At 65.3% G+C, this 23,841-nt stretch carries 27 protein-coding genes; 16 read left to right on the top strand and 11 right to left on the bottom strand.

All coding sequences use genetic code 11. The features are described from left to right. Positions 1-115: 115 nt before the first annotated feature. The 8 genes from PSEST_RS18945 to PSEST_RS18910 are packed head-to-tail and all read left to right on the top strand — an operon-like array spanning position 116 to position 6,883. Positions 116-607, top strand: a complete 492-nt coding sequence (locus PSEST_RS18945; RefSeq protein WP_015278546.1) for a Na+/H+ antiporter subunit E — start codon at positions 116-118, stop codon at positions 605-607. Next, on the top strand, positions 607-858 hold the full coding sequence (locus PSEST_RS18940; RefSeq protein ID WP_015278545.1) for a monovalent cation/H+ antiporter complex subunit F: 252 nt from the start codon (positions 607-609) through the stop codon (positions 856-858). Before PSEST_RS18945 ends, PSEST_RS18940 begins: the two co-directional genes overlap by 1 nt. Then, a complete protein-coding gene (locus PSEST_RS18935; RefSeq protein WP_015278544.1) occupies positions 851-1,144 on the top strand; it encodes a cation:proton antiporter in 294 nt (97 codons plus the stop codon). Before PSEST_RS18940 ends, PSEST_RS18935 begins: the two co-directional genes overlap by 8 nt. Next, on the top strand, positions 1,137-2,045 hold the full coding sequence (locus tag PSEST_RS18930) for a hydrogenase subunit MbhD domain-containing protein (RefSeq protein WP_015278543.1): 909 nt from the start codon (positions 1,137-1,139) through the stop codon (positions 2,043-2,045). The genes PSEST_RS18935 and PSEST_RS18930 overlap by 8 nt, the downstream gene beginning before the upstream one ends. Continuing rightward, complete coding sequence (locus PSEST_RS18925; RefSeq protein ID WP_003283241.1) at positions 2,042-2,323, top strand: NADH-quinone oxidoreductase subunit K; 282 nt, start codon at positions 2,042-2,044, stop codon at positions 2,321-2,323. The genes PSEST_RS18930 and PSEST_RS18925 overlap by 4 nt, the downstream gene beginning before the upstream one ends. Continuing rightward, entirely contained in the window at positions 2,320-3,744 is a 1,425-nt protein-coding gene (locus PSEST_RS18920) for a complex I subunit 5 family protein (protein WP_015278542.1), read from the top strand. The genes PSEST_RS18925 and PSEST_RS18920 overlap by 4 nt, the downstream gene beginning before the upstream one ends. After that, positions 3,741-5,237, top strand: a complete 1,497-nt coding sequence (locus PSEST_RS18915; RefSeq protein ID WP_015278541.1) for a complex I subunit 5 family protein — start codon at positions 3,741-3,743, stop codon at positions 5,235-5,237. The genes PSEST_RS18920 and PSEST_RS18915 overlap by 4 nt, the downstream gene beginning before the upstream one ends. After that, the gene (locus PSEST_RS18910) at positions 5,234-6,883 is read left to right on the top strand and encodes a complex I subunit 5 family protein (RefSeq protein ID WP_015278540.1); all 1,650 of its coding nucleotides are present in this window, start codon (positions 5,234-5,236) and stop codon (positions 6,881-6,883) included. Before PSEST_RS18915 ends, PSEST_RS18910 begins: the two co-directional genes overlap by 4 nt. Positions 6,884-6,895: 12 nt before the next feature. On the opposite strand, the gene PSEST_RS18905 is transcribed toward PSEST_RS18910, so the two are convergent. The 8 genes from PSEST_RS18905 to PSEST_RS18870 form a co-directional block, all read right to left on the bottom strand. Continuing rightward, positions 6,896-7,339, bottom strand: a complete 444-nt coding sequence (locus tag PSEST_RS18905; RefSeq protein WP_015278539.1) for a ketosteroid isomerase-related protein — start codon at positions 7,337-7,339, stop codon at positions 6,896-6,898. A 76-nt stretch (positions 7,340-7,415) separates the two neighbouring features. Next, positions 7,416-8,813: an ATP-binding protein gene (locus PSEST_RS18900; RefSeq protein ID WP_015278538.1), complete on the bottom strand. Its 1,398-nt coding sequence runs from the start codon at positions 8,811-8,813 to the stop codon at positions 7,416-7,418. Beyond that, positions 8,810-9,487, bottom strand: coding sequence for a response regulator transcription factor (locus PSEST_RS18895; RefSeq protein WP_015278537.1), 678 nt, complete (start codon positions 9,485-9,487; stop codon positions 8,810-8,812). The genes PSEST_RS18900 and PSEST_RS18895 overlap by 4 nt, the downstream gene beginning before the upstream one ends. A gap of 70 nt (positions 9,488-9,557) precedes the next feature. Next, complete coding sequence (locus PSEST_RS18890) at positions 9,558-10,163, bottom strand: outer membrane beta-barrel protein (protein WP_015278536.1); 606 nt, start codon at positions 10,161-10,163, stop codon at positions 9,558-9,560. A gap of 134 nt (positions 10,164-10,297) precedes the next feature. Continuing rightward, positions 10,298-10,690 carry a hypothetical protein gene (locus tag PSEST_RS18885; protein WP_015278535.1) on the bottom strand — a complete coding sequence of 131 codons (393 nt, stop codon included), beginning with the start codon at positions 10,688-10,690 and terminating at the stop codon, positions 10,298-10,300. 48 nt (positions 10,691-10,738) lie between these two features. Further along, positions 10,739-11,620 carry a hypothetical protein gene (locus tag PSEST_RS18880; RefSeq protein ID WP_015278534.1) on the bottom strand — a complete coding sequence of 294 codons (882 nt, stop codon included), beginning with the start codon at positions 11,618-11,620 and terminating at the stop codon, positions 10,739-10,741. Between the two features lie 24 nt (positions 11,621-11,644). Next, positions 11,645-12,139 (bottom strand): curlin associated repeat-containing protein, encoded by a 495-nt coding sequence (locus tag PSEST_RS18875; RefSeq protein ID WP_015278533.1) that lies wholly within the window; start codon positions 12,137-12,139, stop codon positions 11,645-11,647. 197 nt (positions 12,140-12,336) lie between these two features. Continuing rightward, on the bottom strand, positions 12,337-12,921 hold the full coding sequence (locus tag PSEST_RS18870) for a helix-turn-helix transcriptional regulator (RefSeq protein WP_041757095.1): 585 nt from the start codon (positions 12,919-12,921) through the stop codon (positions 12,337-12,339). Between the two features lie 263 nt (positions 12,922-13,184). Between PSEST_RS18870 and PSEST_RS18865 the strand changes: the two genes are divergently transcribed. The 4 genes from PSEST_RS18865 (at position 13,185) to PSEST_RS18850 (ending at position 16,983) form a co-directional block, all read left to right on the top strand. Continuing rightward, entirely contained in the window at positions 13,185-14,900 is a 1,716-nt protein-coding gene (locus PSEST_RS18865) for an OPT family oligopeptide transporter (protein ID WP_015278531.1), read from the top strand. A 69-nt stretch (positions 14,901-14,969) separates the two neighbouring features. Beyond that, positions 14,970-16,043: an AI-2E family transporter gene (locus tag PSEST_RS18860; protein ID WP_015278530.1), complete on the top strand. Its 1,074-nt coding sequence runs from the start codon at positions 14,970-14,972 to the stop codon at positions 16,041-16,043. Positions 16,044-16,159: 116 nt separating this feature from the next. After that, complete coding sequence (locus PSEST_RS18855; RefSeq protein ID WP_015278529.1) at positions 16,160-16,537, top strand: hypothetical protein; 378 nt, start codon at positions 16,160-16,162, stop codon at positions 16,535-16,537. A gap of 152 nt (positions 16,538-16,689) precedes the next feature. Then, the gene (locus PSEST_RS18850) at positions 16,690-16,983 is read left to right on the top strand and encodes a hypothetical protein (protein WP_015278528.1); all 294 of its coding nucleotides are present in this window, start codon (positions 16,690-16,692) and stop codon (positions 16,981-16,983) included. Positions 16,984-17,061: 78 nt separating this feature from the next. Here PSEST_RS18850 and serA read toward each other — a convergent pair whose 3' ends face one another. Next, entirely contained in the window at positions 17,062-18,291 is a 1,230-nt protein-coding gene (gene serA, locus PSEST_RS18845) for a phosphoglycerate dehydrogenase (protein ID WP_038665977.1), read from the bottom strand. Between the two features lie 199 nt (positions 18,292-18,490). On the opposite strand from serA, the gene PSEST_RS18840 reads away from it, so the two are divergent. The 4 genes from PSEST_RS18840 to PSEST_RS18825 all read left to right on the top strand — a co-directional run bounded on the left by PSEST_RS18840 (position 18,491) and on the right by PSEST_RS18825 (position 22,553). Then, on the top strand, positions 18,491-19,885 hold the full coding sequence (locus tag PSEST_RS18840) for an FAD-binding oxidoreductase (protein WP_041756794.1): 1,395 nt from the start codon (positions 18,491-18,493) through the stop codon (positions 19,883-19,885). 28 nt (positions 19,886-19,913) lie between these two features. Continuing rightward, positions 19,914-20,579, top strand: a complete 666-nt coding sequence (locus PSEST_RS18835) for a fumarylacetoacetate hydrolase family protein (protein WP_015278525.1) — start codon at positions 19,914-19,916, stop codon at positions 20,577-20,579. Between the two features lie 97 nt (positions 20,580-20,676). Next, a complete protein-coding gene (locus tag PSEST_RS18830) occupies positions 20,677-21,597 on the top strand; it encodes an SdiA-regulated domain-containing protein (RefSeq protein WP_015278524.1) in 921 nt (306 codons plus the stop codon). A 59-nt stretch (positions 21,598-21,656) separates the two neighbouring features. Continuing rightward, positions 21,657-22,553, top strand: a complete 897-nt coding sequence (locus PSEST_RS18825; RefSeq protein ID WP_015278523.1) for an SdiA-regulated domain-containing protein — start codon at positions 21,657-21,659, stop codon at positions 22,551-22,553. Positions 22,554-22,586: 33 nt separating this feature from the next. Here PSEST_RS18825 and PSEST_RS18820 read toward each other — a convergent pair whose 3' ends face one another. Both PSEST_RS18820 and rpiA read right to left on the bottom strand, forming a co-directional pair. Then, positions 22,587-22,934 (bottom strand): YegP family protein, encoded by a 348-nt coding sequence (locus PSEST_RS18820; protein ID WP_015278522.1) that lies wholly within the window; start codon positions 22,932-22,934, stop codon positions 22,587-22,589. Positions 22,935-23,032: 98 nt separating this feature from the next. After that, entirely contained in the window at positions 23,033-23,704 is a 672-nt protein-coding gene (rpiA, locus tag PSEST_RS18815) for a ribose-5-phosphate isomerase RpiA (RefSeq protein ID WP_015278521.1), read from the bottom strand. Between the last annotated feature and the right edge of the window lie 137 nt (positions 23,705-23,841).

Here is a 23,841-nt window from a genome sequence, read left to right as displayed (position 1 = left end):
TCGGGCCAGGCCGAACGGCAATCTGCTGATACAAGGCATTTGGCTGCGGGATGTGGACAGCGGCGAACTCTTCGCCTCGACTTGATACAAAGATCGGAATGCCAAGGAGGATGTGATGACACAGGCCACACTGCGTCGCGGAGCCACCGACGCGCTCTTCTGGTCACTGATCTATGCCGCTCTCTGGGCGCTGTTCGCTGCCGGGCAGGGCTGGCTGCTGGGCGTGCCGACCGTTGCGCTGGCCGTTGCCCTGAGCCTGTGGCTGGGATTGCGCCCGTTGGGCATGCGCCTGGGCGCGCTGCCGGCATTCCTCGGTTTTTTCCTCAAGCACATGCTGCTCGGCGGCTGGGACGTGGCGCGCCGCGCGCTGCAACCGCGTTGCCCGTTGCAGCCGGCGTGGCATGCGTATCCGCTCGCCAGCCAGTCGCCGCGGGTGCGCCTGCTGCTGTCGGCCCTGGTCGGGCTGCTGCCCGGCACGCTGGCTTCGCGCATCGAGGATGACCAGATGCGTGTGCATGTGCTGGATGAGCGGTTGCCCTGGCAGGCTACGGTCGCCGATCTCGAACAGCGTCTGGAGCGCCTGCTCGGTAGCCGGGAGGTGCGCTGATGGCACTGTTCTCGGCCCTGTTGCTGCTGACCCTGATCATCGGCCTGTGGCGCGTGCTGCGCGGGCCGGGGCGGGTCGACCGGCTGCTCGCGGTGCAGCTGTTCGGCACCACCGGTGCCGCGCTGCTGCTGGTCATGGCGCAGTGGCAGGGCGCCCCCGGCTTGCGTGATGCGGCGCTGGTGCTGGCGCTATTGGCGGCGATGATCAGCGCCGCTCTGGTGCAGCTGTTGCGGCGCAGTCGCCATGAGTGAGCTGCTGAGCATCTTCAGCTGGCTACTGCTGGGCGGCGGCCTGCTGTTCTTCGCCGCCGGCAGCATCGGCCTGCTGCGCTTCCCTGACACCCTCAGTCGCCTGCACGCGCTGACCAAGGCCGACACCCTCGGCCTCGGTCTGGTGGTCGCTGGCCTTTCCCTGCGCGCCGGCAGTCTGCTGGAGGTCGCGCAGATGCTGCTGATCTGGCTGCTGGTGCTGGCTTCCGGTGCCACCGCCTGTCAGCTGCTGGCACGCCAGGCTGACGAGGAGGGTGGCGATGAGTGAGTGGCTGCTCGATGGGGTGCTCGGTCTGTTGCTGCTGGGGCTGGCCGGCGGTGCGCTGCATGTGCGCCAGCTGTATGCCGGCGTGCTGCTGTTCATTGCCTTCGGCCTGGTGCTGGCGCTGGTCTGGGCGCGGCTGGGGGCCGTCGATCTGGCACTGGCCGAGGCTGCCATCGGTGCCGGCCTGACCGGCGTATTGCTGTTCGCCGCATTGGCGCGGCAACCCCAGGCCGGCAGCGAACCGCGCCTGTCGCGGCGCCGTCGCCTGGCCGCGCTGCTGGTGGTGTTGCCGTTGCTGATGCTGCTGTTGCCACAACTGGCTCCGCTGGCCGAGCTGCAACCGACGGTACCGGCGCAGATCGACGCGGCGCTGGCGCAAAGCGGCGTCGAGCATCCGGTGACGGCGGTGCTGCTCAACTTCCGCGCCTGGGACACGCTGCTGGAGCTGGCGGTGCTGCTACTGGCGCTGCTCGGCGCCCGCCAGCTCGGACCGCTGCAGCCGCGATTGAGCGAACCCTGGCCGCTACTGCAGGCCTGGGCCCGCACTCTGGCGCCGCTGCTGGTGCTGGCTGGCGGCTATGTGCTCTGGCGCGGGGCGGCTTCGCCGGGCGGCGCCTTCCAGGCCGGCGCATTGCTGGCGGCGGGCATCGTCCTGCTGCGCCTGGCGGGGGCGCTGCCGGCCTTGCACTGGAGTTTCTGGCCGCTGCGCCTGCTGGTACTGGTCGGCTTGCTGCTGTTCATCGGCGTGGCCGCCGCCTGCGCCTGGTTTGGCGATGGCTGGCTGCAGTATCCGGCCGGCTGGGCCAAGCCGCTGATTCTGCTCGTCGAGGCGGCGGCCACGCTGTCCATCGCCGCCAGTCTGAGTCTGCTGGTGATCGGCGACGAACCGGAGGCGCAGTCATGAGCGCCACGCTGTTCTGGATTGCCATCGGCTTCGCCCTCTGGCTGCTCGGCCTGCATGGGCTGCTGACGCTGCGCCATGCCCTGCGACGCATCATTGCGATCAACCTGATGGGCAGCGGCGTGTTCCTGGTGATGATCGCCCTGGCGGCGCGCCACGACCCGAGCGATCCGTTGCTGGTGGCGCTGGTGGTCACCGGGCTGGTGGTGGCGGTGAGCGCGACGGCGCTGGCCTTGCGCCTGAGCAGTGCGCTGGCTTCATCGACGGAGCACGAGCGATGAATGCCGCCCTGGTCAGCCTGCTGCTGCCATTAGCCGGCGCCTTGCTGCTGATCCTGCTGCGCCCGGCACGCAGCGGGCGTTGGGTGATCGCGTTGAGCCTGGGCGCGCTGGTGGCGGCGATCATGGCGCTGCAGGTGGTGCTCGATCACGGTGAGCGCAGCCTGCTTGTCGGTGGCTGGGAGGCGGGGCTGGCGATCCGTTTCCGACTGACGCCGCTGGCGGCGCTGTTACTGGTGTTCACCGCCGGGTTGCACCTGCTGGTGGCGCTATACGCGGCGCGCATCCCTCATGCTGCTGGCAAGGAAGATTACTGGCCGCTGTCCTGCCTGCTGCATGCAGCCTTGGCTGCGTTGTGGCTGTCGGCGGACCTGTTCAACCTCTACGTCACGCTGGAGCTGCTCAGCCTGGTCGCCGTGGCGCTGGTGTCGCTGGCCGGACGCAAGGCCTGGAAACCGGCGCTGAATTACCTGTTGCTGTCGCTCGCCGGATCGCTGGCCTATTTGCTGGGCGTGGCCTTGATCTACGGACGTTACGGCGTGCTCGATCTGGCCATGCTCGCGCAGCTGAGCGAAGCCGATGGGGTGACGCATCTGGCGCTGCTGCTGATGACCCTCGGGCTGATGCTCAAGGCCGCGCTGTGGCCGCTGCACCTGTGGCTGCCGCCAGCTCACGCCGCGGCGCCGACTGCGGTCAGCGCGCTGCTCTCGGCGTTGGTGGTCAAGGGGCCGCTGTACATCCTCTGGCTGATCTGGAGCGAGATTGCCCCGGCTGAATTCGGCCGCGACGCCGGCCTGATGTTCGGCGCCGCCGGTGTGCTGGCGCTGCTCGCCGGCGGCTGGTCGGCACTGCGTGCGCCACGCCTGAAGACCCTGGTGGCATATTCCACCGTGGCTCAACTCGGTTACGCGCTGCTGGCGCTGGGGCTGCTGCTGCACCTCAATGAACCACGTTTGCACGCCGCCCTGTGGCTGTTCGTGCTGGCCCACGGCTTGGCCAAGGTCTCGATGTTTCTCGCCGCCGGTGAATTGCAGAGCATTCTCGGCAGCAAGCGCGTGACCGGCATGCGCGGCGCCAGCCAGAACGTGCCGATCGCCTTGGCGGCATTCGCTGTGGCCGGTGGCAGCCTGGTCGGCCTACCACCCAGCGGTGGCTTTCTGGCCAAGTGGCTACTGCTGCAGCCGTTGTTCGAACAGCCGCAGCACTGGCCATGGGCGCTGGGCGTGTTGCTCGGCACGCTGATGTCGGCTGCCTATGTGTTCCGCGTCGTCGCCCACGGTTTCGACCGCGCCCGGCCGAACCCGCCGAGCATCCATCCCGATCGTCTGGCGCAATGGTTGGCGCTGCTGCCGGCGCTGCTGGTCTGGGGCCTGGCGCTGATCAGCGAGCCGCTGCTGCTCTGGCTCGGAGGGCTCGGACGATGAACTGGCACGGCCTGCTGCCGCTCGGCATCGTGCTCAGCTCGCTGCTGCCGGGCCTGGTGATCTTCGCCCTGCGCGAGGATCAGCAGCGTCTGCGCGTGACGCTCAACCTGCTCGGCGTAACGCTCAAGCTGCTGCTGGTCGGCGGCATGCTCTACGGCGTCAGCCAGGGCAGCGAGTACCGCTTCAGCGTGCCGCTGCTGCCGGGCGCGCCGCTGGTGCTGCAGGCCGATGCCCTGGCACTGCTGTTCGTTGCGCTGTCGTCGCTGCTCTGGGCGCTGACGACGATCTACGCCATCGGCTATCTGGAAGATTCGCCGCTGCGCTCACGCTTCTTCGGTTACTTCAGCCTGTGCGTCAGCGCCACCGTGGGCCTGGCGCTGGCCGGCAACCTGGTCAGCTTCCTGCTGTTCTACGAGCTGCTGACCCTGGCCACCTTTCCGCTGGTGGTGCATCGCGGTACGCCCGAGTCGCTGCGGGCCGGGCGGGTCTACCTGGCGTATACGGTGGGTGGCGGCACCCTGGTGTTGATGGGCGTGGCGCTGCTGCATAGCCTGGCCGGCACACCGGATTTCCAGGCCGCCGGCTATCTGTTGGAGCAGGTCGGCGAGCATGACGTCGGACTGCGGGTAGCCTTTGCGTTGCTGATTCTCGGCCTCGGCGTGAAGGCCGCGCTGATTCCATTGCATGGTTGGCTGCCGCAGGCGATGGTTGCGCCGGCGCCGGTCAGTGCGTTGCTGCATGCGGTTGCGGTGGTGAAGGCGGGGGCGTTCGGCATCGTGCGGGTGGTCTACGACGTGTTCGGCGCCGAGGCGCTGACGCAGTTGGATCTCACCAAGCCGCTGCTCTGGCTGGCCGCGGCGACCATCCTCTATGGCTCGTTGCGCGCCTTGCAGCAGCAGGAGCTGAAGAAGCGTCTGGCCTACTCGACCATCAGCCAGGTGTCGTACGTGACGCTTGGCGTCGCGCTGCTCGGGCCGATCGCTGCGGTGGGCGGGCTGGTGCATCTGGTGCATCAGGGGCTGATGAAGGTCACGCTGTTCTACTGCGCGGGCAACTTCGCCGAAACCTTGGGGATTCACCGCATCCGCGAGATGGACGGCGTCGGCCGGCGCATGCCCTGGACCATGACGGCCTTTTCCATCGGCGCGCTGGGCATGATCGGCATTCCGCCGATTGCCGGCTTTATCAGCAAATGGACGCTCGGCCTCGGCGCGCTGGAAGTCGGTCAGGACTGGGTGCTGCTGGTGCTGCTCGGCTCGGCGCTGCTCAACGCGGCCTATTTCCTGCCGCTGCTCTGGCGCGGCTGGTTCGCCGAGCCGGCCGACTGGCATGAGAATCGTTGGGCCGAGGAGCGCTTCGAGACCCACTGGATGTTGCTGCTGCCGCCGGTGATTACCGCGCTGCTGTCGCTGCTGGTTGGCCTGTTGGCGGCGACGGCGCTGAGCCCGCTGGGCTGGAGCCAGCTGATCGTCGAGCGGGAGTTCGCCATATGAGCGCCTGGCTGTGGTTGCTGGTGCCCTTCGCACCGTTGCTTGGCGGCGCGTTGCTGCTGTGGCTGCGCGAGCGTTGCCTGCCATGGCTGTGGCTGGCGTGTGTGCCGGCGCTGCTGGCGGCGCTGCAATCACAGCCGGCACTGGAGCTGCCCTGGCTGTGGGAAGGAGTGCGCTGGGGCGCCGACGACACGCTGACCCGCGCCTGGCTGGGTTTTACCGCCGTGCTCTGGGGCTGCGCAGCGGTTTTTGCCAATAGCAGCCTGCGCCGGGACCCGCGTCGGTTGCGCTTCTGGGCGTTCTGGCAGCTGGCGCTGGCCGGCAATCTGTTGCTGATCGTCGCCACCGACGCGCTGAGTTTCTACCTCGGCTTCAGTGCCATGAGCCTGTCGGCCTACGGGCTGATCGTGCACCGCGGCGGGCCGGGGCCACGGCGAGCGGGGCGCTTGTATCTGCAGCTGGCGATCTGCGGCGAGATGCTGTTGCTCGCCGGGCTGCTGTTGCGCACCCATGCCGCCGGCCAGGCCTTCGACTTCGCCAGCTGGCAGGCGCAACCGATCGACCATCTGACCCTCGCCTTACTGCTACTCGGCCTTGGCCTGAAGGCTGGCTTCTGGCCGCTGCACGTCTGGCTGCCGCTGGCCCATCCGGAGGCACCGGCGCCGGCCAGTGCGGTGCTCTCCGGGGCGATGCTCAAGGCGGGCATCCTCGGTATCTGGCGTTGCGTACCGGAGGCCGATCCGACGCTGACGGCCTGGAGCACGCCGCTGCTGGTCGCCGGGATTTTCGGCGCGTTCTATGCGGCTGCGTTGGGGCTGTGTGCGGGCAAGTCGAAGGCGGTGCTGGCCTATTCTTCGGTGAGCCAGATGGGCTGGATGCTGATGATTCTGGCGCTGGCCTGGAGCCTGGAGGAGCCATCGGCCGCGCTGCTCGCGGTGCTACTGCTGTTCGGCGTGCATCACGGCCTGGCCAAGGGCGCGCTATTTCTCGCGGCGGGAATGGTCCACGAAGGGCGTCTGCCACGGCTGGCCTGGCTTCTGCTGCTCGTGCCCGCGCTGGCGATCATGGGCGCGCCGCTGAGCAGCGGCGCGGCGGTGAAGTACCTGCTCAAGGACGCCTGGCATGACAGCGCCTTCGCCGCCTGGGCGCCCTGGCTGACGCTGGCCAGCTTCGCCACCGCGCTGCTGCTGTTGCGTGCACTCTGGCTGATGTGGCGCGATCAGCAACATGCCAGCGCCCGCCCGCCGGCCGGTCAATGGCTGCCGTGGGCGGCGCTCAGCGTGGCATCGCTGCTGCTGCCCTGGCTCTGGCCGGCGCTGCGTGAACCCCTGCTGGACGGCCTCTATCCGGCTGGCTTATGGGCAGCGCTTTGGCCGCTGCTGGCTGCTCTGACGCTGACCGGGTGGGCGCTGCACCGTGGCTGGCGAGTGCCGCCACGCCTGGCCAGGTTGCCGAATCCGGCGCTGTGGGGATCGCTATATGTCACCCGGGTGCTGCGCCAGCCGCCGCTGCCTGTTCCCGCGATCCACCTCAAGCGCAATCGCTGGCGTCAGCGCGAGCGACGCTGGAATCGGCAATGGGAGCGCGGTGCACTGACACTCAGTGCCTGGCTGCTGGTGGCGCTGCTCTGGCTTGGCTGGCTCTGGTGAACCGCTGCTGGCTCAGGGCTGGGATTTTTCGGCGTAGGGCCGGGTATCCAGCCCCAGCTGGGCACGGAAGCTTTCCATGTCGAACATGGTGCAGATCTCCTGCACCTGCTGCGTCGGCGTGATGCTCCAGAAGGCCATGGCGGAAATGCTCAGCACCTTGTCGCTGGGCGGATAGCCAAATGCGGAATGTTCGATGGTGCCAATCAGCGTGCTCCAGGTGACCACGCGGTTGCCTTCGGCGATGCACTCCTCAACGACCACTTCCAGCTCTGGCATGGCGTGGCGAATCTGCCGAACCATGTCGAGGAACTCAGCGCTGACCAGCGGCCGGCCGATAAACGAGCTCTTGTAGAGAAAATCCTTGCTGTGCAGGTGCTCGGCGAGCGCCAGATGCCCGCGATTCCAGGTCAGGTCGATATGCTGGCGGACGAGTTTCTTGCGGTCATCCAGTGACATGCGCGCTCCGTAGGGCTGCAGGTGGCTCGGCAGCGAACTCTAGCAGCGGCCGGGAGGCAACGGGAGTGCCGTTCGCTCAGTCGGCGCGCAGGCGAATCTGAAACGCTGCACCGCCAAGCTGCGACTCGCCGAGGCTGAGCTCGCCGCCGTAGCTGTCGAGGATGTCCTTGACCACCGCCAGGCCGATGCCCTGGCCGGGGTGCTGGCCGTCGAGGCGTTCACCGCGGCGGATGATCCGTGCGCGCTGGTCGACCGGTACGCCAGGGCCGTCGTCCTCCACCAGCAGGAGCAGGTTGTCGCCATCGGGCAGGGCGCTGATGCGGATCTGGCCGAGGCAGAGCCGATAGGCGTTTTCCAGCAGGTTGCCGAGCAGCTCCATCAGCGCACCCTGTTCCATCGGCACCAGGCAGGACTCGGCGAGCTGCATGTCGACCTGCACGTGTTTATCGCGATAGACCTTGTCCAGGGTGCTGCACAGGCTGTCGAGCAATGGCCGCAGCTGGACCCGGTGACGCACCAGACCGCTCTTGCCGAGACTGGCGCGCTGCAGCTGATAGCCGATCTGCTGGCTCATGCGTTCGATCTGCGCCTGCATCACCTGCGCCTGCTCGCGGCTCTGTGCCTGCGCCGCAAGGGTTTCGCCGACGCCCTGCAGCACGCTGAGCGGTGTTTTCAGACTGTGTGCGAGGTCGCCCAACGAGTTGCGGTACTGCTCGCGCTGGCGCCGTTCGCTGTCCAGCAGGCGGTTCAGCGAGCGGGTCAGGCGCAGCAGTTCGCGCGGGTGGTCATCGCTCAGTCGTTCGCGCTGGCTGGCTTCGACCTGGTCGAGTTCGGCGCTGACCCGCTTGAGCGTACGGAAGCCCCAGGTCAGGCCGAGCCAGAGCAGGGCCAGCAGCACCAGCAAACCACTGCCCAGCCACAGATAGAGTTGCCGGCGAAATTCATCGAACAGGCTCAGGTACTCGCTGGTCGGCTGCATGGTGACGAAGCTGAAGGCGTTGTCGCGGCTGCCAGCCAGCTGCAGCTCGACGTCATAGACGAAGTACTCCATCCCGTCCGCATCGCGTACGCGGAGGAATTCGGTGCTGCCACCCTCGTAACGCGGACGATAGTCGATGCGCTCGTCGGCGGCCGAGCGCGAATGCCAGACCAGCTCGCCGCGGCGGTCGTAGATGAAGCCGAGCAGCTGTGCATCTGGCAGGTCGAATTCCTCGTCCGGCAGGCGCTCGGGCATCTGCAGTCGGCCGCCTTCGACCTGGGCGGCGGTGATCAGCGTGCTGGCATCGGCGGCCAGGCGCTGTTCGATGACTTTTTCGAAGGAAAGACTAAACGCGCCTTGCAGCGCCGGTAGCAGGGCCAACATGAACAGCACGGCAAGGCTCGCCGCGCCAAACATCAGCCGCAGGCGCAGCGACATCGCGCCGGTCAGTCGATTGCGAGCGCGCGCCTGGAGGCGGCGCCAGCGTCGACTCATCGGCAGCGCTCGGTGAACAGATAGCCGAGCCCGCGCACGGTTTCGATGGGCTTCATCGCGCACTGCGCTTCGAGCTTGCGCCGCAGCCGCCCGACGAGTACCTCGATCACGTTCGGATCGCGCTCCTCGTCGCCGCTGTAGAGCTGCTCCATCAACCGCTCCTTGGCCACCACCTGCTGCTGATGACGCATCAGGTATTCGAGAATGCGATATTCATAAGCGGTCAGCGCCAGCGGCTCGCCATTGGCCATGGCCTGCTTGCGATTGAGATCAAGCAGCAGCGGGCCGGCTTCGATGGTGGCCTGGGTGAAGCCGCTGGAGCGGCGCAGCAGCGCGTTCAGCCGGGCTTCCAATTCCTCGAACTGGAACGGCTTGACCACATAGTCGTCGGCGCCGGCGGCCAGGCCTTCGACCTTGTCCTGCCAGTTGCCGCGGGCGGTGAGGATAAGAATGGGGAAGACCTTGCCGCGGCTGCGCAGCTGGCGGATCAGGTCCAGCCCGCTGATACCTGGCAGGCCGAGATCGATGACGGCAAGGTCGTGATTGAATTCGTGGGTCTGATACAGCGCTTCTTCGGCGTTGGGCACGGCATCGACGATATGCCCGCTTTCACCGAGCCGCGTCAGCAAGTGGTGGCGCAGCAGCGCCTCGTCTTCCACCACCAGCACTTTCATTTTTCTGCTCCCTGGGCAAACGGCCGGGCAATGCCCGGCCGTTGTTCAACGTTCTGTCAGCGTAAGGCCATCAGAAGTGATAGTTCAGACCCAGATAGGCCTGCTTGCTGCTGTGTACGTCGATCGAGCCCAGCTTGCCGACGCCACGCTCGGAGACTTCGGTACCGGCGTTGCTGCGCAGGTAGCGGTAGCCGGCTTCGACCGAGGTGTTGTCGCCGAGCTTCTGCAGGATACCGGCCTGCAGGCCGACCAGGTAGCCGATGTCGCTGTCACGGGTGTAGCCCTTGGACTCGTTTTCCAGCTTGGTCAGACCGGCGCTGGCACCGCCGAACAGGCGAGTGGTGTCGCCCAGCGGGACGAACATGTCGTAGCTGCCGATCAGGTTCTGCTGACGCAGCTTGAGGCTGCTGCCGTAATCGTCGGAGACATTTTCATAGGTCATGTAGTAGCGGCCTTCGTCGGTCATCTGACCGGCGCGCACGCCCCAGGTGCCGCTGTTCTTGATCACGTCATCGAAGCGATTCTTGCCGTCCATGTTCTGCTTCAGCGAGCTGGAGCGGTCGGTGTTGACGGTGCTTTTGCCCCAGGTGAAACCGGCGAAGTTCTCCGCGGCGTGGGCGCCGAAGCTGAAGATGCCGAGGGTGGTGGCGAGGGCCAGAGTGCTAAGTTTTTTCATCGGTGACTCCTTTTCAGGCAGCGGGATACTGACGGCCCCTAGCCTGAACGGTTGTCACTGAACCCTTCCTGAACCCAGCCTGAACCTGCGCTGAACGACTGGCCCATGCGCCACCGTTGGTCCGGCGCACGCGCTTAGGCGATCTGCTGTGGCCCGTCGTTATCGTCCACCTCGACCTCATCTGATGGGTAGCTGCGCAGCATCGGCGGCTGCTCGGCGTCGTCGATCCACCACTGCAGCTCGGCCTCGACACGGGTGTCGTCCGCGATGCCGAGCCGGTTGTTCAGCGGGCATTGCTCCGTGGGGCTGGCGATCAGCGTGCCGCTCTGCGCAGTCTGGGCACTGCCAGCCTTGCCGCTGGAGCGGACCTTGAGGCGGAAGCGGACCTGCTGGCCGCTGCCCTTGAAGCACAGGGCCAGGGACAGCCGATCGTCCGCGACGGGTTGCAGGTCGAGGCTGGCATTTACCGCCGCGTCAGTTGGTGCGGCGGCGGCGAGCAGCCAGGTGGCGAGGGTCATGGTCAGCATCCGTTCTGTTTCCGTTGAAGCCGGTCCGTGGCTGGAGTGGGCGCTGGGTTACTGCTGGACGATGGTCGCGCTGTTGCCGATGCCGCTCTGGTGGATCGCTGCGGCGCTCGGCAAACGGGTGTAATCGTTGGTCGGCAGACTCTGGCGAATGATCGCCTCGTTGGCGCTGCCCATCTGCGTGATGGTTGCCTGATGGCTGTAGTTACCCTGCTCGATGCTCGCCAGGTTGTCGTTGCCGTTCTGGATTACCGTGGCCTGGTTGGACATGAAGCGCTGTGCGATGTCGACGCTGTTGCCACTGCCGGTCGACGAACCGCTGATGCGGCCGCCGAAACCGTTCTGTTCGACCGTCAGTCGGTTGCTGTCGCCGTTCTGGGTGAAGTCCAGCTCGTTGTGGTAGTCGCTCTGGTGGATATCCGCCGTGTTGTAGCTGCCGATCTGAGCGAGCGTCATACGATTGCCGTCGCCCTGAAAAATATCGGCCATGTTGCCCAGGCCGTCCTGGGACACGCTCAGCTGGGCGCCTTCGAAGAAGCCCTCCTGGCGGAAGGTCAGCTGGTTGTCGTCGCCACGCTGATCGACCTGGGCGCTGACGAAGCTGGTCTGGCTGGCATCGATCCGGTTGCCGTTGCCGACGCTGCTGGCGTTCAGGGTACTGGTGCGTCCGGTCTGCTCGACCGTGGCGAGGTTTGCATTGCCGATCTGCTGGAGGTTGGCGACCTTGAAGTAGGCCTCGCCGACCTGGGTGACGCTGGCCTCATTGAGGTTGCCGATCTGGCTGACATCGATTGTGCTGGATTCGACCAGACCGAGCTGTTGCAGCTCGGCAACGTTGTCCGCGCCACGTTGCTCCAGTTCGATGCTGTTCTCGGCCAAGGCCTGGGTGGCGCCGAGGGCAAGCAAGCTGGCTATCGCGACGGGCTTGAACATGTGTTTCTCCTTGGTCCCTGGCGGTTATCGACCCTGCACGATGTTGATCTGCTGGCCGATGCCGAACTGGGTGACGGTGCTGCGCAGCCCGCTCCCGGTCTGTTCGATGCGTGCGTCGTTATAGGCGCCGTACTGGCTGATGCTGGCCTGGTTGTCGCTGCCGGTCTGGCGGATGTCGGCGAAGTTGCCCTGGCCGACCTGTTCGACGATGGCCAGCAGATTGTCGCCGTGCTGAAGGATGAAGGCTTCCTGGTCCGAACCCTGCTGCAGTATCTGGGCATTCAGGGCCTGGCCGCTCTGGCGCAGGTCGGCCAGGTTGCCTTGGCCCATCTGCTGCACATAGGCCGCCTGTGAGGAGGACAGCGGGACCGCCCGCTGCGCAGCGGAAACCGCGCTCGAAATGCCGACCGGCGAAAGGTCGCCGTTATCCATCAGGTCGGCAGCGTGCAGCGGCGCGCCGATCGAGCCGGCAATGAGTGCAAATACGAGCGTGATGCGGGGCAGGGCAGGATGGGTCATTGGTGTTGTACCGGATGACAGTGGGCGCGATTCTTGAACGCCACATGAGCCTTTGAACATCCATCCGATGATTTAAAAAAGGCAGCGATTTTCGGCATTCAGGGATTAATGCCTGGCCGATCTCACCGACACGCCGGCGTCGAGCGCGCCGCCTGCAGTGCCATCCGCGGTGCGGACGGCCACTCGCGGTGACGTCCTCAGGCGCTGCAGGTCTTGTCCCAATCCAGATGACTGCGCAGCAGGTAGGCCGCCTCGGCTCGGTTGGAGGCGCCGATCTTGCGTAGCAGGTTGTGGATATGGCTCTTGATCGTATGCGGGCTCAGGCACAACTGCTCGGCGATCTCCGCATTCGACAGCCCCTTGCCCGCCAGGCTGAGGATCTCCCGCTCACGCAGCGTCAGGCTCGATTTGGTTTCGGCTAGCTGGCGCATCCGCCGCCATTGTCCCAACAAACGCTCGGTCAGCACGCGCGGCAGCCAGTCGCCGCCCTGCAACAGCACGCGGATACCTTCGAGCAGATGTTCGCGGGTGGCGTGGCTGTAGAAGACACCGCGAATCACCGGGTGCTTTTCCACCAGCTGTTCGGCCTGTTCGGGGACAATGTTCACCAGCGCCACCGGTGTCTGCTCGTCCAGCTGATCGATCAGGCTGGAAATCTGTTCAGCCTCGCTATGGCCGGCGTCCACCAGAAACAGATCGGCACCCGTGTGCTCAGCCGATTCCAGTCCGGCCAGCGAAACCTCGACTTGCGCCTGCTCGCCGAGAAAGTGACGAAAAAACAGCCCCAGCAGCTCATTGCCGGTTAGCAGCGTGACAGTTGGGGAGGAAGTATCCCGTGTAAGCTCCGCGTCCATGTTCGGTACCTAGTCAGTCGGGCGTGATTGATTAAAAAGTTACTAAACGACCAGCACCTTGCAGCGAAGTTCAGCCGAGCGATGGCGAACGGGCATTATCCCGCCAGCACGTGCGCAACTCGGCCAAGGGGCGGGTGAGCCGCTTGGAAGGGCGCGCGTTTTTGCACCGCAGTGGCTGCTAAAGTAACCGCATGATCGCGACCAACCTTGCCGTTTCGCCTCGGGAACTGACTGCGCGTGCTTTGCTTACCGGGCTGTTGCTCGGTGCGCTATTGGCGCCGTCCAATGTGTACTCCGGCCTCAAAATCGGCTGGTCGTTCAATATGTCGATCATCGCGCTGCTGATCGGCTTCGCTTTTTGGCAGAGCATGTCCGTTGCGTTCGGCCGTCCGCGCTGGTCATTGCTGGAAAGCAACATCAACCAGACCACCGCTTCGTCCTGCGCGTCGATCATCTCCGGCGGGCTGGTGGCGCCGATTCCGGCTTACACGCTGCTCACCGGTCAGCAGCTGGACAGCCTGCCGCTGATGGCCTGGGTGTTCTCGGTGAGCTTTCTCGGCATCTGGGTCGCCTGGTATCTGCGGCCGTCGTTGATCGTCGAGTCGGGGCTGCGCTTTCCCGAAGGCATGGCAACCCTGGCGACGCTGCAGCAGATCTACAGCCATGGCGCCGAAGCCGGTCGAAGACTCTGGGTGCTGGGCAGTGCGGCGCTGCTGGCGGCGGCGAGCAAGCTGATCGATGCCTTCTTCTGGACGCTGCCGCGCTGGGCACCTTCGGCGCAGCTGGAGCGCCTGACGTTCAGCTTCGAACCCTCGCTGCTGTTGCTCGGTTTTGGCGGCATCATCGGCCTGCGTGTCGGCCTGTCGCTGTTGCTCGGTGCCGTGCTGGCCTGGGGGTTGATCGCGCCCTGGCTGCTGGCCGAAGGCCTGGTGCGCCTGCCGGCCGGTGCGCAGGGGCCGCAGTTCGCCTTATTGATCGAATGGCTGCTGTGGCCCGGCGTGAGCCTGATGGTCTGCGCCACGCTGACTTCGCTGGGGTTGCGCCTGCTGCGTTCGCGCTCGTCAGCGGTACCCCGACAGCCGAAGTCGCGGCGCCCAAATGGTTGGCCAATCGGGGGTTTCGTGCTGGCGGTGCTCCTGGTACTGGTGTTGCAGGTCAGCCTGTTCGGCATCGATCTCTGGCTGGCGTTGCTGTCGATTCCGCTGGCGCTGATGCTGGCGATGGTCGCCGCGCGGGTGGTCGGCGCCACCGGGATTCCGCCAATCGGTGCCATCGGCCAGCTGTCGCAGCTGGGTTTCGGTGTGTTCGCGCCGGGCCAGGTGCCGGTCAATCTGATGAGCGCCAACACCGCTGGTGGCGCGGCGGGGCAGTGCACCGATCTGCTTAATGACTTCAAGGTCGGCCACGTCATCGGTGCGGCGCCGGGGCGGCAGGCGGTGGCGCAGTGCTGCGGCATTCTGTTGGGCAGCGTGGTCGGCGTGCTGGCCTATCAGCTGCTGATTCCCAACCCGCAGAGCATGCTGATCACCCCGGAGTGGCCGGCCCCGGCAGTCGCCACCTGGAAGGCGGTCGCCGAAGCATTGACCGGTGGCCTCGGCGCGCTGGCTGCGGATGTGCGCTGGGCGATGCTGGCTGGTGCGCTCTGTGGCGTGCTGCTCGGGACGCTCGAGGGCTTGCTGCCGGAGCGCCGCCTGCGCTGGTTGCCGAGTTCCGCGGCGCTCGGCCTGGCATTCATCATTCCGGCGTCGATTTCGCTGATGATGACTCTCGGTGCAGTGCTGGCCTGGGCGTTCGCCTCGCGTTGGCGCAGCCTTGGCGAGCGTTTCGTGATCGTCGCCGCAGCCGGGCTGGTCGCCGGTGAAAGCATGGCCGGCGTCGGCGCATCGCTCTGGCAACTGCTGCGCTGATTGGCTCCGAGCCTGAATTAAAGCGCCGGGTGGCCTGTCGTACCCCTTGTACTCATCAGGGGGAGAACCATGTCCACACCCACGTCGCAGAACGACGCCAAGAAGTTGGCCAATCGCGCCATGGTGCAGGCTGCCGTGCTCGCCGCAGTCGTGCTGTTCTGCATAGTCGCCTGGCTGGCCTTCGATTTTCTGCTGCTGCTGTTCGCCTCGATTCTGTTCGGCGTACTGATTCACGGCGTAAGCCAGTGGATCAGCGACCACACCTCCATGCCCTACAAGGCTGCCATGCCGGCGTTCTTCGTGGTGATGCTGCTCGCCCTTGGCGGCGGTGGCTGGTGGGTCGCGCCAAACATCGCCGAGCAGGCCGATGCGTTGTCCGATTCCCTGCCACAGGCCGTCGAGCAGCTGCGCGAGCGTGCCGAGCAGCTGCCCTGGGCGAACGAACTGATGCAGCAGGGCGATCGCCTCGAAGACTCTCTCCCTGACGGCTCCAGCGCGTTCAGCGTGGTGACCAAGGTGATGGGCTCGGTGGCGGGCGCGCTGAGCAGTTTCGTCATCGCGTTCGCCATCGGCATCTGCCTTGCCATCAATCCGCAGATCTATGTCCGGGGGCTGCTGAAGCTGGTTCCGCTCGGCTATCGCCCACGCGCCGGCGAGATTCTCGATGAAAGCGGTGCGACCTTGCGCGCGTGGCTGCTGGCCAAGCTGCTGGAAATGCTGCTGATCGGCGTGTTGACCACCCTTGGTCTCTGGCTGCTGGGTATCGAGTTGGCCCTGGTGCTCGGGCTGATTGCCGGGTTGCTGTCGTTCATACCCAATATCGGCCCGGTGCTGGCGGTGATTCCGGCGCTGCTGCTGGCCTCTCTGGAGGGTGGTCGTACGGTGCTCTATGTCGCCGGGCTCTATCTGTTCGTCCAGGCGCTGGAGAGCTACGTCTTCACGCCGCTGATGCAGCAACGCATCGTTTCGATCCCGCCCGCGCTGACTATCGCTGTGCAGCTGCTGTTCGGCTTGCTCGCCGGCACGCTCGGGCTTCTGCTGGCGACACCGCTGGCCGCGGTTGGAATGGTGCTGGTGCGCATGCTGTATGTGGAGGATCTGCTCGGCGACCGCAGCGACGCGACCGACGGTTCTTCTCCATAGCCGCTCTGCAACAGGCCTCGCGGGCTCTGTCATGTTTTGTAAAGGCTGCCGAGGAAACCCCTGCTGCGCCCTGCTGCCGGAACCTGTGAACCCCTGAAGATATGCAGGAGAACATCATGACCATACACAAGATTGCCGCATTCACTCTGGCTGGGCTGATCTCTGGCGCGGCGTTCGCAGCGGGCAATACCGGCACTGGCACCGATGCGGGTACCGGCACCCATGACTCGATGGGCCACGGTACCCATGAGCAAGGCACCATGGGCGGCAGCGGAACAGGCACCGGCATGGGTACTGGCGGAACTGGCACGGGTAGCGGAATGGACAGCGGCGCCGGCACGGGTACCGGCCATATGCCGGGCTCCGGCGATCGCCCGGCGACCACGCCCGGGAGTGATCGCGGCACCGGCGTCGATGCCGGCGGCGATGGTGCCTCCGGTGAGCAGGGCACTACGGGCACCGGCGGCGAAGGTGGTGCACGCGGCGCCTATTGATCGCAACGGTGCTCAATAACGGCCCGGCAGGCAACGCTTGCCGGGCCGTTTCGCGTCTGGCATCGACCGCTCGGCTGCTCGTGGCGCAGCTAGGGAAACCTTTGCCGACGCGCATATGCCGAAAGCGGACCAACCCTGATCGGAGGTGCACGATGAGCATGCTGCGCTTGAGCATTCTGCTGGTTTCGCTGGCTGGCGCCTCGGTCGTCATGGCTGACGGCACCGGGCCCACCCATCCGGACAAGGCGCGCCAGCATCCGCTGGATAGCAGCGAACCGCGTGGCGAGACGGGCGAGCAGCCGCAGGAGGCGGAGCAGCTCGAGGCACCGGTGTTGCAGCCGCGTCAGGCACCGATCGAGACGGACGTGCCGCCGATGCCCGAACCGCGTGATGAGCAACCCGGCTCGGATGTGGACGCCGCGGGCAACCGGGTGCTGCGCAGCTAGCGAGCCGATCGGGCGAGGCGCGCAAACGAAAAAGGGAGGCCGAAGCCTCCCTTTTGGCAGTGCTGCCTGCTCAACGCATCAGAACAGCACGCGGCTGCGGATGGTGCCGTTGACGTGCTGCAGCTTTTCCAGCGCCAGGTCGGAGTATTCCTTGTCCACGTCGATGACGACGTAACCGACCTTCTCGTTGGTCTGCAGGAACTGGCCGCAGATGTTGATGCCGTTGTCGGCGAAGACCTTGTTGATCTCGCTCATCACACCCGGAATGTTCTGGTGGATGTGCAGCAAACGGTGCTTGCCCGGGTGCGACGGCAGGGCGACTTCCGGGAAGTTGACCGAGGACACCGAGGTGCCGTTGTCGCTGTACTTGACCAGCTTCTCGGCGACTTCCAGACCGATGTTGGCCTGCGCTTCGGCGGTCGAACCACCGATGTGCGGGGTCAGGATCACGCGGTCCAGGCCACGCAGCGGGCTTTCGAATTCCTCGTCGTTGGACTTCGGCTCGACCGGGAACACGTCGATCGCGGCGCCGATCAGGTGCTCGTCCTTGATCGCGGCGGCCAGGTGGTCCAGCTCGACCACGGTGCCGCGGGCAGCGTTGATCAGGATGGCGCCTTTTTTCATCGCGCGGATTTCCTTCTCGCCGATCATCCACTGGGTGGACGGCAGCTCGGGGACGTGCAGCGAGACGATGTCGCACATGCCCAGCAGCTCGTACAGCGAGCCGATCTGCGTGGCGTTGCCCAGCGGCAGCTTGGTCACCACGTCATAGAAGAAGACCTGCATGCCCAGCGCTTCGGCGAGTACCGACAGCTGGGTACCGATGGAGCCGTAACCGATGATGCCGAGCTTCTTGCCGCGGATCTCGAAGGAGTTGGCCGCCGACTTGATCCAGCCGCCGCGATGGCAGGAGGCGTTCTTCTCCGGGATGCCGCGCAGCAGCAGGATGGCTTCGGCGAGCACCAGTTCGGCCACCGAACGGGTGTTGGAGTAGGGCGCGTTGAATACCGCGATACCACGCTCGCGGGCGGCATTCAGGTTGACCTGGTTGGTACCGATGCAGAAGCAGCCAACGGCGATCAGTTTCTTGGCCGCATCGAAGACCTCTTCGGTGAGCTGGGTGCGCGAGCGGATGCCGATGAAGTGGACGTCGGCGATCTTCTCCTTCAGCTCCTCGGTGGACAGCGCGCCCTTGAGGTACTCGATGTTGGTGTAGCCGGCCGCCTTGAGGGTGTCGACGGCGTTCTGGTGCACGCCTTCGAGAAGAAGAAACTTGATCTTGCTCTTGTCGAGAGAGGTCTGGCTCATCTGCATTAAAACCTTAAGGCCGAAGGATAGGACTGAAGTGTCCAGCGAAGGCTGGCCGACCCGTCATTAGCGGTGTCGGGAGTCTGCCGAGGCACGTTTCAAAGGGGTGCGTATGCTAGCATACGAGCCCCGCGAAACACCCCCACCCCTGTGCTGAAGCGTGCTCAGGGTGACCATGAATCGTATGAGAGTTCCCGTGATGACCGACCCCGCCCTGATCGATGAGCTGAAAACCCTGGTCGAGCCCGGCAAAGTGCTGACCGACGCCGATTCGCTGAATGCCTACGGCAAGGACTGGACCAAGCATTTCGCTCCGGCGCCCTCGGCCATCGTCTTCCCCAAGAGCATCGAGCAGGTCCAGGCCATCGTGCGTTGGGCCAACGAGCGCAAGGTCGCGCTGGTGCCCTCGGGCGGTCGCACCGGGCTGTCCGCTGCCGCTGTCGCCGCCAATGGCGAGGTGGTGGTGTCGTTCGACTACATGAACCAGATTCTCGAGTTCAACGAGATGGATCGCACCGCCGTCTGCCAGCCCGGCGTGGTCACCGCGCAGCTGCAGCAGTTCGCCGAGGACAAGGGCCTGTACTACCCGGTGGACTTCGCCTCCGCCGGCTCCAGCCAGATCGGCGGCAACATCGGCACCAACGCCGGTGGCATCAAGGTGATTCGCTACGGCATGACCCGCAACTGGGTTGCCGGCATGAAGGTGGTGACCGGCAAGGGCGACGTGCTCGAGCTGAACAAGGACCTGATCAAGAACGCCACCGGCTACGATCTGCGCCAGCTGTTCATCGGCGCCGAGGGCACGCTGGGCTTCGTCGTCGAGGCGACCATGCGCCTGGAGCGCCAGCCGACCAACCTCACTGCGCTGGTGCTGGGCACCCCCGATTTCGATTCGATCATGCCGGTGCTGCACGCCTTCCAGGACAAGCTGGACCTGACCGCCTTCGAGTTCTTCTCCGACAAGGCGCTGGCCAAGGTGCTCGGTCGCGGCGACGTGCCGGCGCCGTTCGAAACCGACTGTCCGTTCTACGCGCTGCTGGAATTCGAGGCCACCACCGAGGAGCGTGCCGACCAGGCGCTGGCGACCTTCGAGCATTGCGTCGAGCAGGGCTGGGTGCTCGATGGCGTGATGAGCCAGAGCGAGCAGCAGCTGCAGAACCTGTGGAAGCTGCGCGAGTATATCTCCGAAACCATCAGTCACTGGACGCCGTACAAGAACGACATCTCCGTCACCGTCGCCAAGGTGCCGGCCTTCCTCAAGGAAATCGACACCATCGTCGGTGAGCACTACCCGGACTTCGAGATCGTCTGGTTCGGCCATATCGGCGACGGCAACCTGCACCTGAACATCCTCAAACCGGATGCGATGGACAAGGACGAGTTCTTCGGCAAGTGCGCCACGGTGAACAAGTGGGTATTCGAAACCGTGCAAAAGTACAACGGCTCGATCTCCGCCGAGCACGGCGTCGGCATGACCAAGCGTGACTACCTCGAGTACAGCCGCTCGCCGGCAGAAATCGAGTACATGAAGGCAGTCAAGGCGGTGTTCGACCCCAACGGGATCATGAACCCGGGCAAGATTTTCGCGGCCTGAACGGCCCACGGATTATCAGGAGTCTTCGATGAGCTACCAGCACCACTACACCGATGGCACGCCGATCCACTATCCGCTGGGTAAGGTGGTCTGCATCGGCCGCAACTATGCCGAGCACGCCAAGGAACTGAACAACCCGGTGCCGACCGAGCCGCTGCTGTTCATCAAGGCCGGCAGCTGCAGCGTACCGCTGGACGACGGCTTCAGCATTCCGAGCGACCGCGGCGCCGTGCATTACGAAGCGGAAATCGCCGTGCTGATCGGCAAGCCGCTGTCGCGCAAGCCGAACGAGGAAGAGGTGCGCGATGCCATCTCCGGTTTCGCCCCGGCGCTCGACCTCACCCTGCGCGACGTGCAGGCGAAGCTGAAGGAAAAGGGCCACCCGTGGGAAATCGCCAAGAGCTTCGATGGCGCCTGCGTGCTGGCGCCGTTCGTGCCGGGCGACGCGGTCGAGGATCTGGGCGACATCGGCATCCGCCTGACCATCAACGGCGAAGTCCGCCAGGACGGCAACAGCAGCCAGATGCTCAATGCCATCCTGCCGCTGCTGCAGCACATCGCCGGACATTTCAGCCTGCAGCCGGGTGACGTGGTGCTGACCGGCACGCCGGCCGGCGTCGGCCCGCTCAAGCAGGGCGATCAGCTAGTGCTGGAACTGGTCGGCCTGTCGCGCTTCGATAGCCGCGTGCTCTGACCCCCGCGCGGCGGGACACACCCGCCGCGTTTGCCGCTTTTTTTGCAATCCTCTCTCGTGATGTAATCCGGCACCTTCCCGCTGGAACGCTCTCTTCATGCCCGTCCGTTATTCCCGTTGGCGCTTGATCGTCGCCGCCGCTCTGTTGCTGTTGTTCGTCGCGCTGCTCGTCACCGGTCGCCTGTTGCACTGGGACGATCAGCTGCGGCTGTACTGGGGCGAGCGCTCGGTCACTGCAGAGCAGCGCGCCGCCGGCATCTGGTTGCCGGATTACGAACTGGCGCTGGAAACCACGCTGGCCGGCCTCGAGAATGACGAGACCTCCGGCCTGACCTGGAACCCGCTGACCGGCACGCTGTTCACCGTCACCGGCAAGCATCCGCAGCTGGTCGAGTTCACCCCCGCCGGCGTCGTATTGCGGCGTATCGCACTGACCGGCTTTTCCGATCCGGAAGCGGTGGAAGCGCTGGGTGACGGCCGTCTGGCCATCGTCGATGAGCGTCGCCGGCTGGTGGCGGTGTTCTTCCTCGAACCGGATGTCGAGAGCCTCGATCTGGACGCCCTGGCTAGTTATGCGCTGGGCTTCGCCGATGCCGGCAACAAGGGCTTCGAGGGCCTGGCCTGGAATCCGCATACGCAACGCCTGTTGCTGGCCAAGGAGCGCGATCCGCAGGGCCTTTTCGAGCTGCCGTTTCCGGGTGAGGACGGCGCAGTCGGCGCGCTCGAGGCGCTGCCCAGCCAGCCGCTGCTAGTTCGCGATCTGTCCTCGGTGACGATCGATCCACGCAGTGGTCATACGCTGCTGCTCTCCGACGAGTCGCGCTTGCTGGTTGAGCTCGATCGGCAGGGTCAGCCGCGCAGCTTCATCGCGCTGTTTGGCGGTCTGCACGGCCTGGTGCAAGGCGTCGAGCAGGCCGAGGGCGTGGCGATGGATGGCGAAGGCAACATCTATGTGGTCGGCGAGCCCAACCGCTTCTACGTCTTCAGCCGCAAGCGCGGAGACATGGGCCGCCGTTAAGCTTGGTGTAAGCCGTGCCGAGCACAATCGCGGTCTCTAATCAGAAGAAAGTGGGCGTTATGCGTGCGTTGAAAATTCTCCTGGCTGCGCTGCTGGGCGTGGCGTTGCTGCTGGCGGTTGCCGCTGGCGTTCATTACCGCCTGTTCGAGCGGGGCTGGTTCCATCTCAATCAGTGGCATCAGGGCGAGCAGGCTCAGGAAGCTTCGCTGTGGCTGCCCGATTACCAGGCGACCATTCAGCGCAAAGTGGTCAGTGGCATCGATGACGATCTCTCGGCACTGACCTTCGACCCCGACCGTAACAGCCTGATCGCCGTTACCAACGGCAAGCCGCACTGGCTGGAAATCAGCCTGGAGGGTGATCTGCTGCGCGCGATCCCGCTGGTGGGGTTCGGTGATCCGGAGGCCATCGAATACATTTCCGAGGGCGTCTACGTGATCAGTGACGAGCGCCTGCAGCGCCTGCTGCGTATCGAGGTCAACGAGCAGACCACGCTAATCGATGCGGCGCAGGCCCAGCAGCTTTCGCTGGGCATTGATCTCAACGGCAACAAGGGCTTCGAGGGGCTGGCCTACGATACGGCCGGCAAACGCCTGTTCGTCGCCAAGGAGCGCGACCCGGTGCGCATCTATGAAATTTCCGGCTTTCCCTTTGCCGAACCGACGCCATCGGTGCATATCAACGAACACGACGCCCGGCTGTTCGTGCGCGACCTGTCCAGCCTGCAGTTCGACGAACAGACCGGGCATCTGCTGGCGCTATCCGACGAGTCGCGGCTGGTGGTGGAACTGGATAGCAAGGGTCAGCCACTGAGCAGTCTGTCGCTGAGTGCGGGCAAGCATGGGCTGCAAAGAAATGTGCCGCAGGCGGAGGGCATCGCGATGGGGCCGGACGGCACCTTGTATGTGGTCAGCGAACCGAATCTGTTCTACGTGTTTCGCAAACCGGCCAGGTGATCGGACTACCAGCCGGTCACCTGGCACCAGCGATCAGGCGACCGGCGCGGCACTTTCGTCCTGCAGGGCGGCATCCGGGGCGTGACGGCGAACCGAATCGCAGCCCTGTTCGGCGCTATGCAGGCTGGCGTACATCTGGCTCTGGCCAATGACCTGGCCATTGCTTGCCTTGAGCACGAAATAGAACTTGTCGTTGCTGGACTCCTTGACCTCGAAGGCATCCTCGCGCACTGCGTTCTTGCGTACCGAATCGATGCCGTTCAGCGCCGAAGCGTGGGCTTTGTACTGCTCGCTGGACAGCACAACCTGGCCGTTACCGGCCAGCAGGTTGAAATGGAACTGGCCGTTGCTGGCTCGCTTCAAGTGGAACTTGCCGGACATGGCGACACCTCCTGTGATGAGCTGCGTCGGACACGACGCAGCACTTCAAAGCGTAGCCGCCAACCTGATGCGGCGCTGGTGCGCTTCGCTCGGGCAGGTCAGCGCTTGAGGGTCTGCACGCCGTCCTTGGTGCCGAGCAGCAACAGGTCGGCCGGGCGCATGGCGAACAGGCCGTTGCAGACCACGCCGACGATATCGTTGATCTTGCCTTCCAGTTCTGGGGCGAAGCCGATCATCAGGTTGTGCACATCGAGGATGACGTTGCCGTTGTCGGTCACCACGCCGTCGCGGTAGACCGGGTCGCCGCCCAGCTTGACCAGTTCGCGCGCCACGTGACTGCGTGCCATCGGGATGACTTCCACCGGCAGCGGGAAGGCGCCCAGCTGTTCGACCAGCTTGCTGCCGTCGGCGATGCAGATGAAGGTCTTGGCCACCGCGGCGACGATTTTCTCGCGGGTCAACGCAGCGCCACCGCCCTTGATCAGCTCGAGGTGCTTGTTGGCTTCGTCGGCGCCGTCGACATAGAACTCCAGTTCGCTCACCGAGTTGAGGTCGTAGACCGGAATGCCATGCTGCTTCAGGCGCTCGGCGGTGGCTTCGGAACTGGCCACGGCGCCATCGAAAAAGCCCTTGTGCTTGGCCAGCAGGTCGATGAAGAAGTTGGCAGTGGAGCCGGTGCCCACGCCGACGATGCTGCGATCGCTGAGGTGCGGGACGATATGGTCGACGGCGGCCTGGGCGACGGCCTGCTTGAGCTGATCCTGGGTCATGAGGAAATCCGGGCGGGAGAGACGAGGCGCGGATTATAGCCCTCTGCCGGCGGCGGGTCTTGTGCGCCGCCGCTGCGGAGGGCGTCGCGGATTGCCGGTGGTCGCCAGGGGCGGTGCGGGGGTAGACTCGTCGTTCT

The organism is Stutzerimonas stutzeri RCH2 (assembly GCF_000327065.1).
GTDB classification, from domain to species: domain Bacteria; phylum Pseudomonadota; class Gammaproteobacteria; order Pseudomonadales; family Pseudomonadaceae; genus Stutzerimonas; species Stutzerimonas stutzeri_AE.
This window is presented reverse-complemented; position numbering and strand designations above follow the sequence as displayed.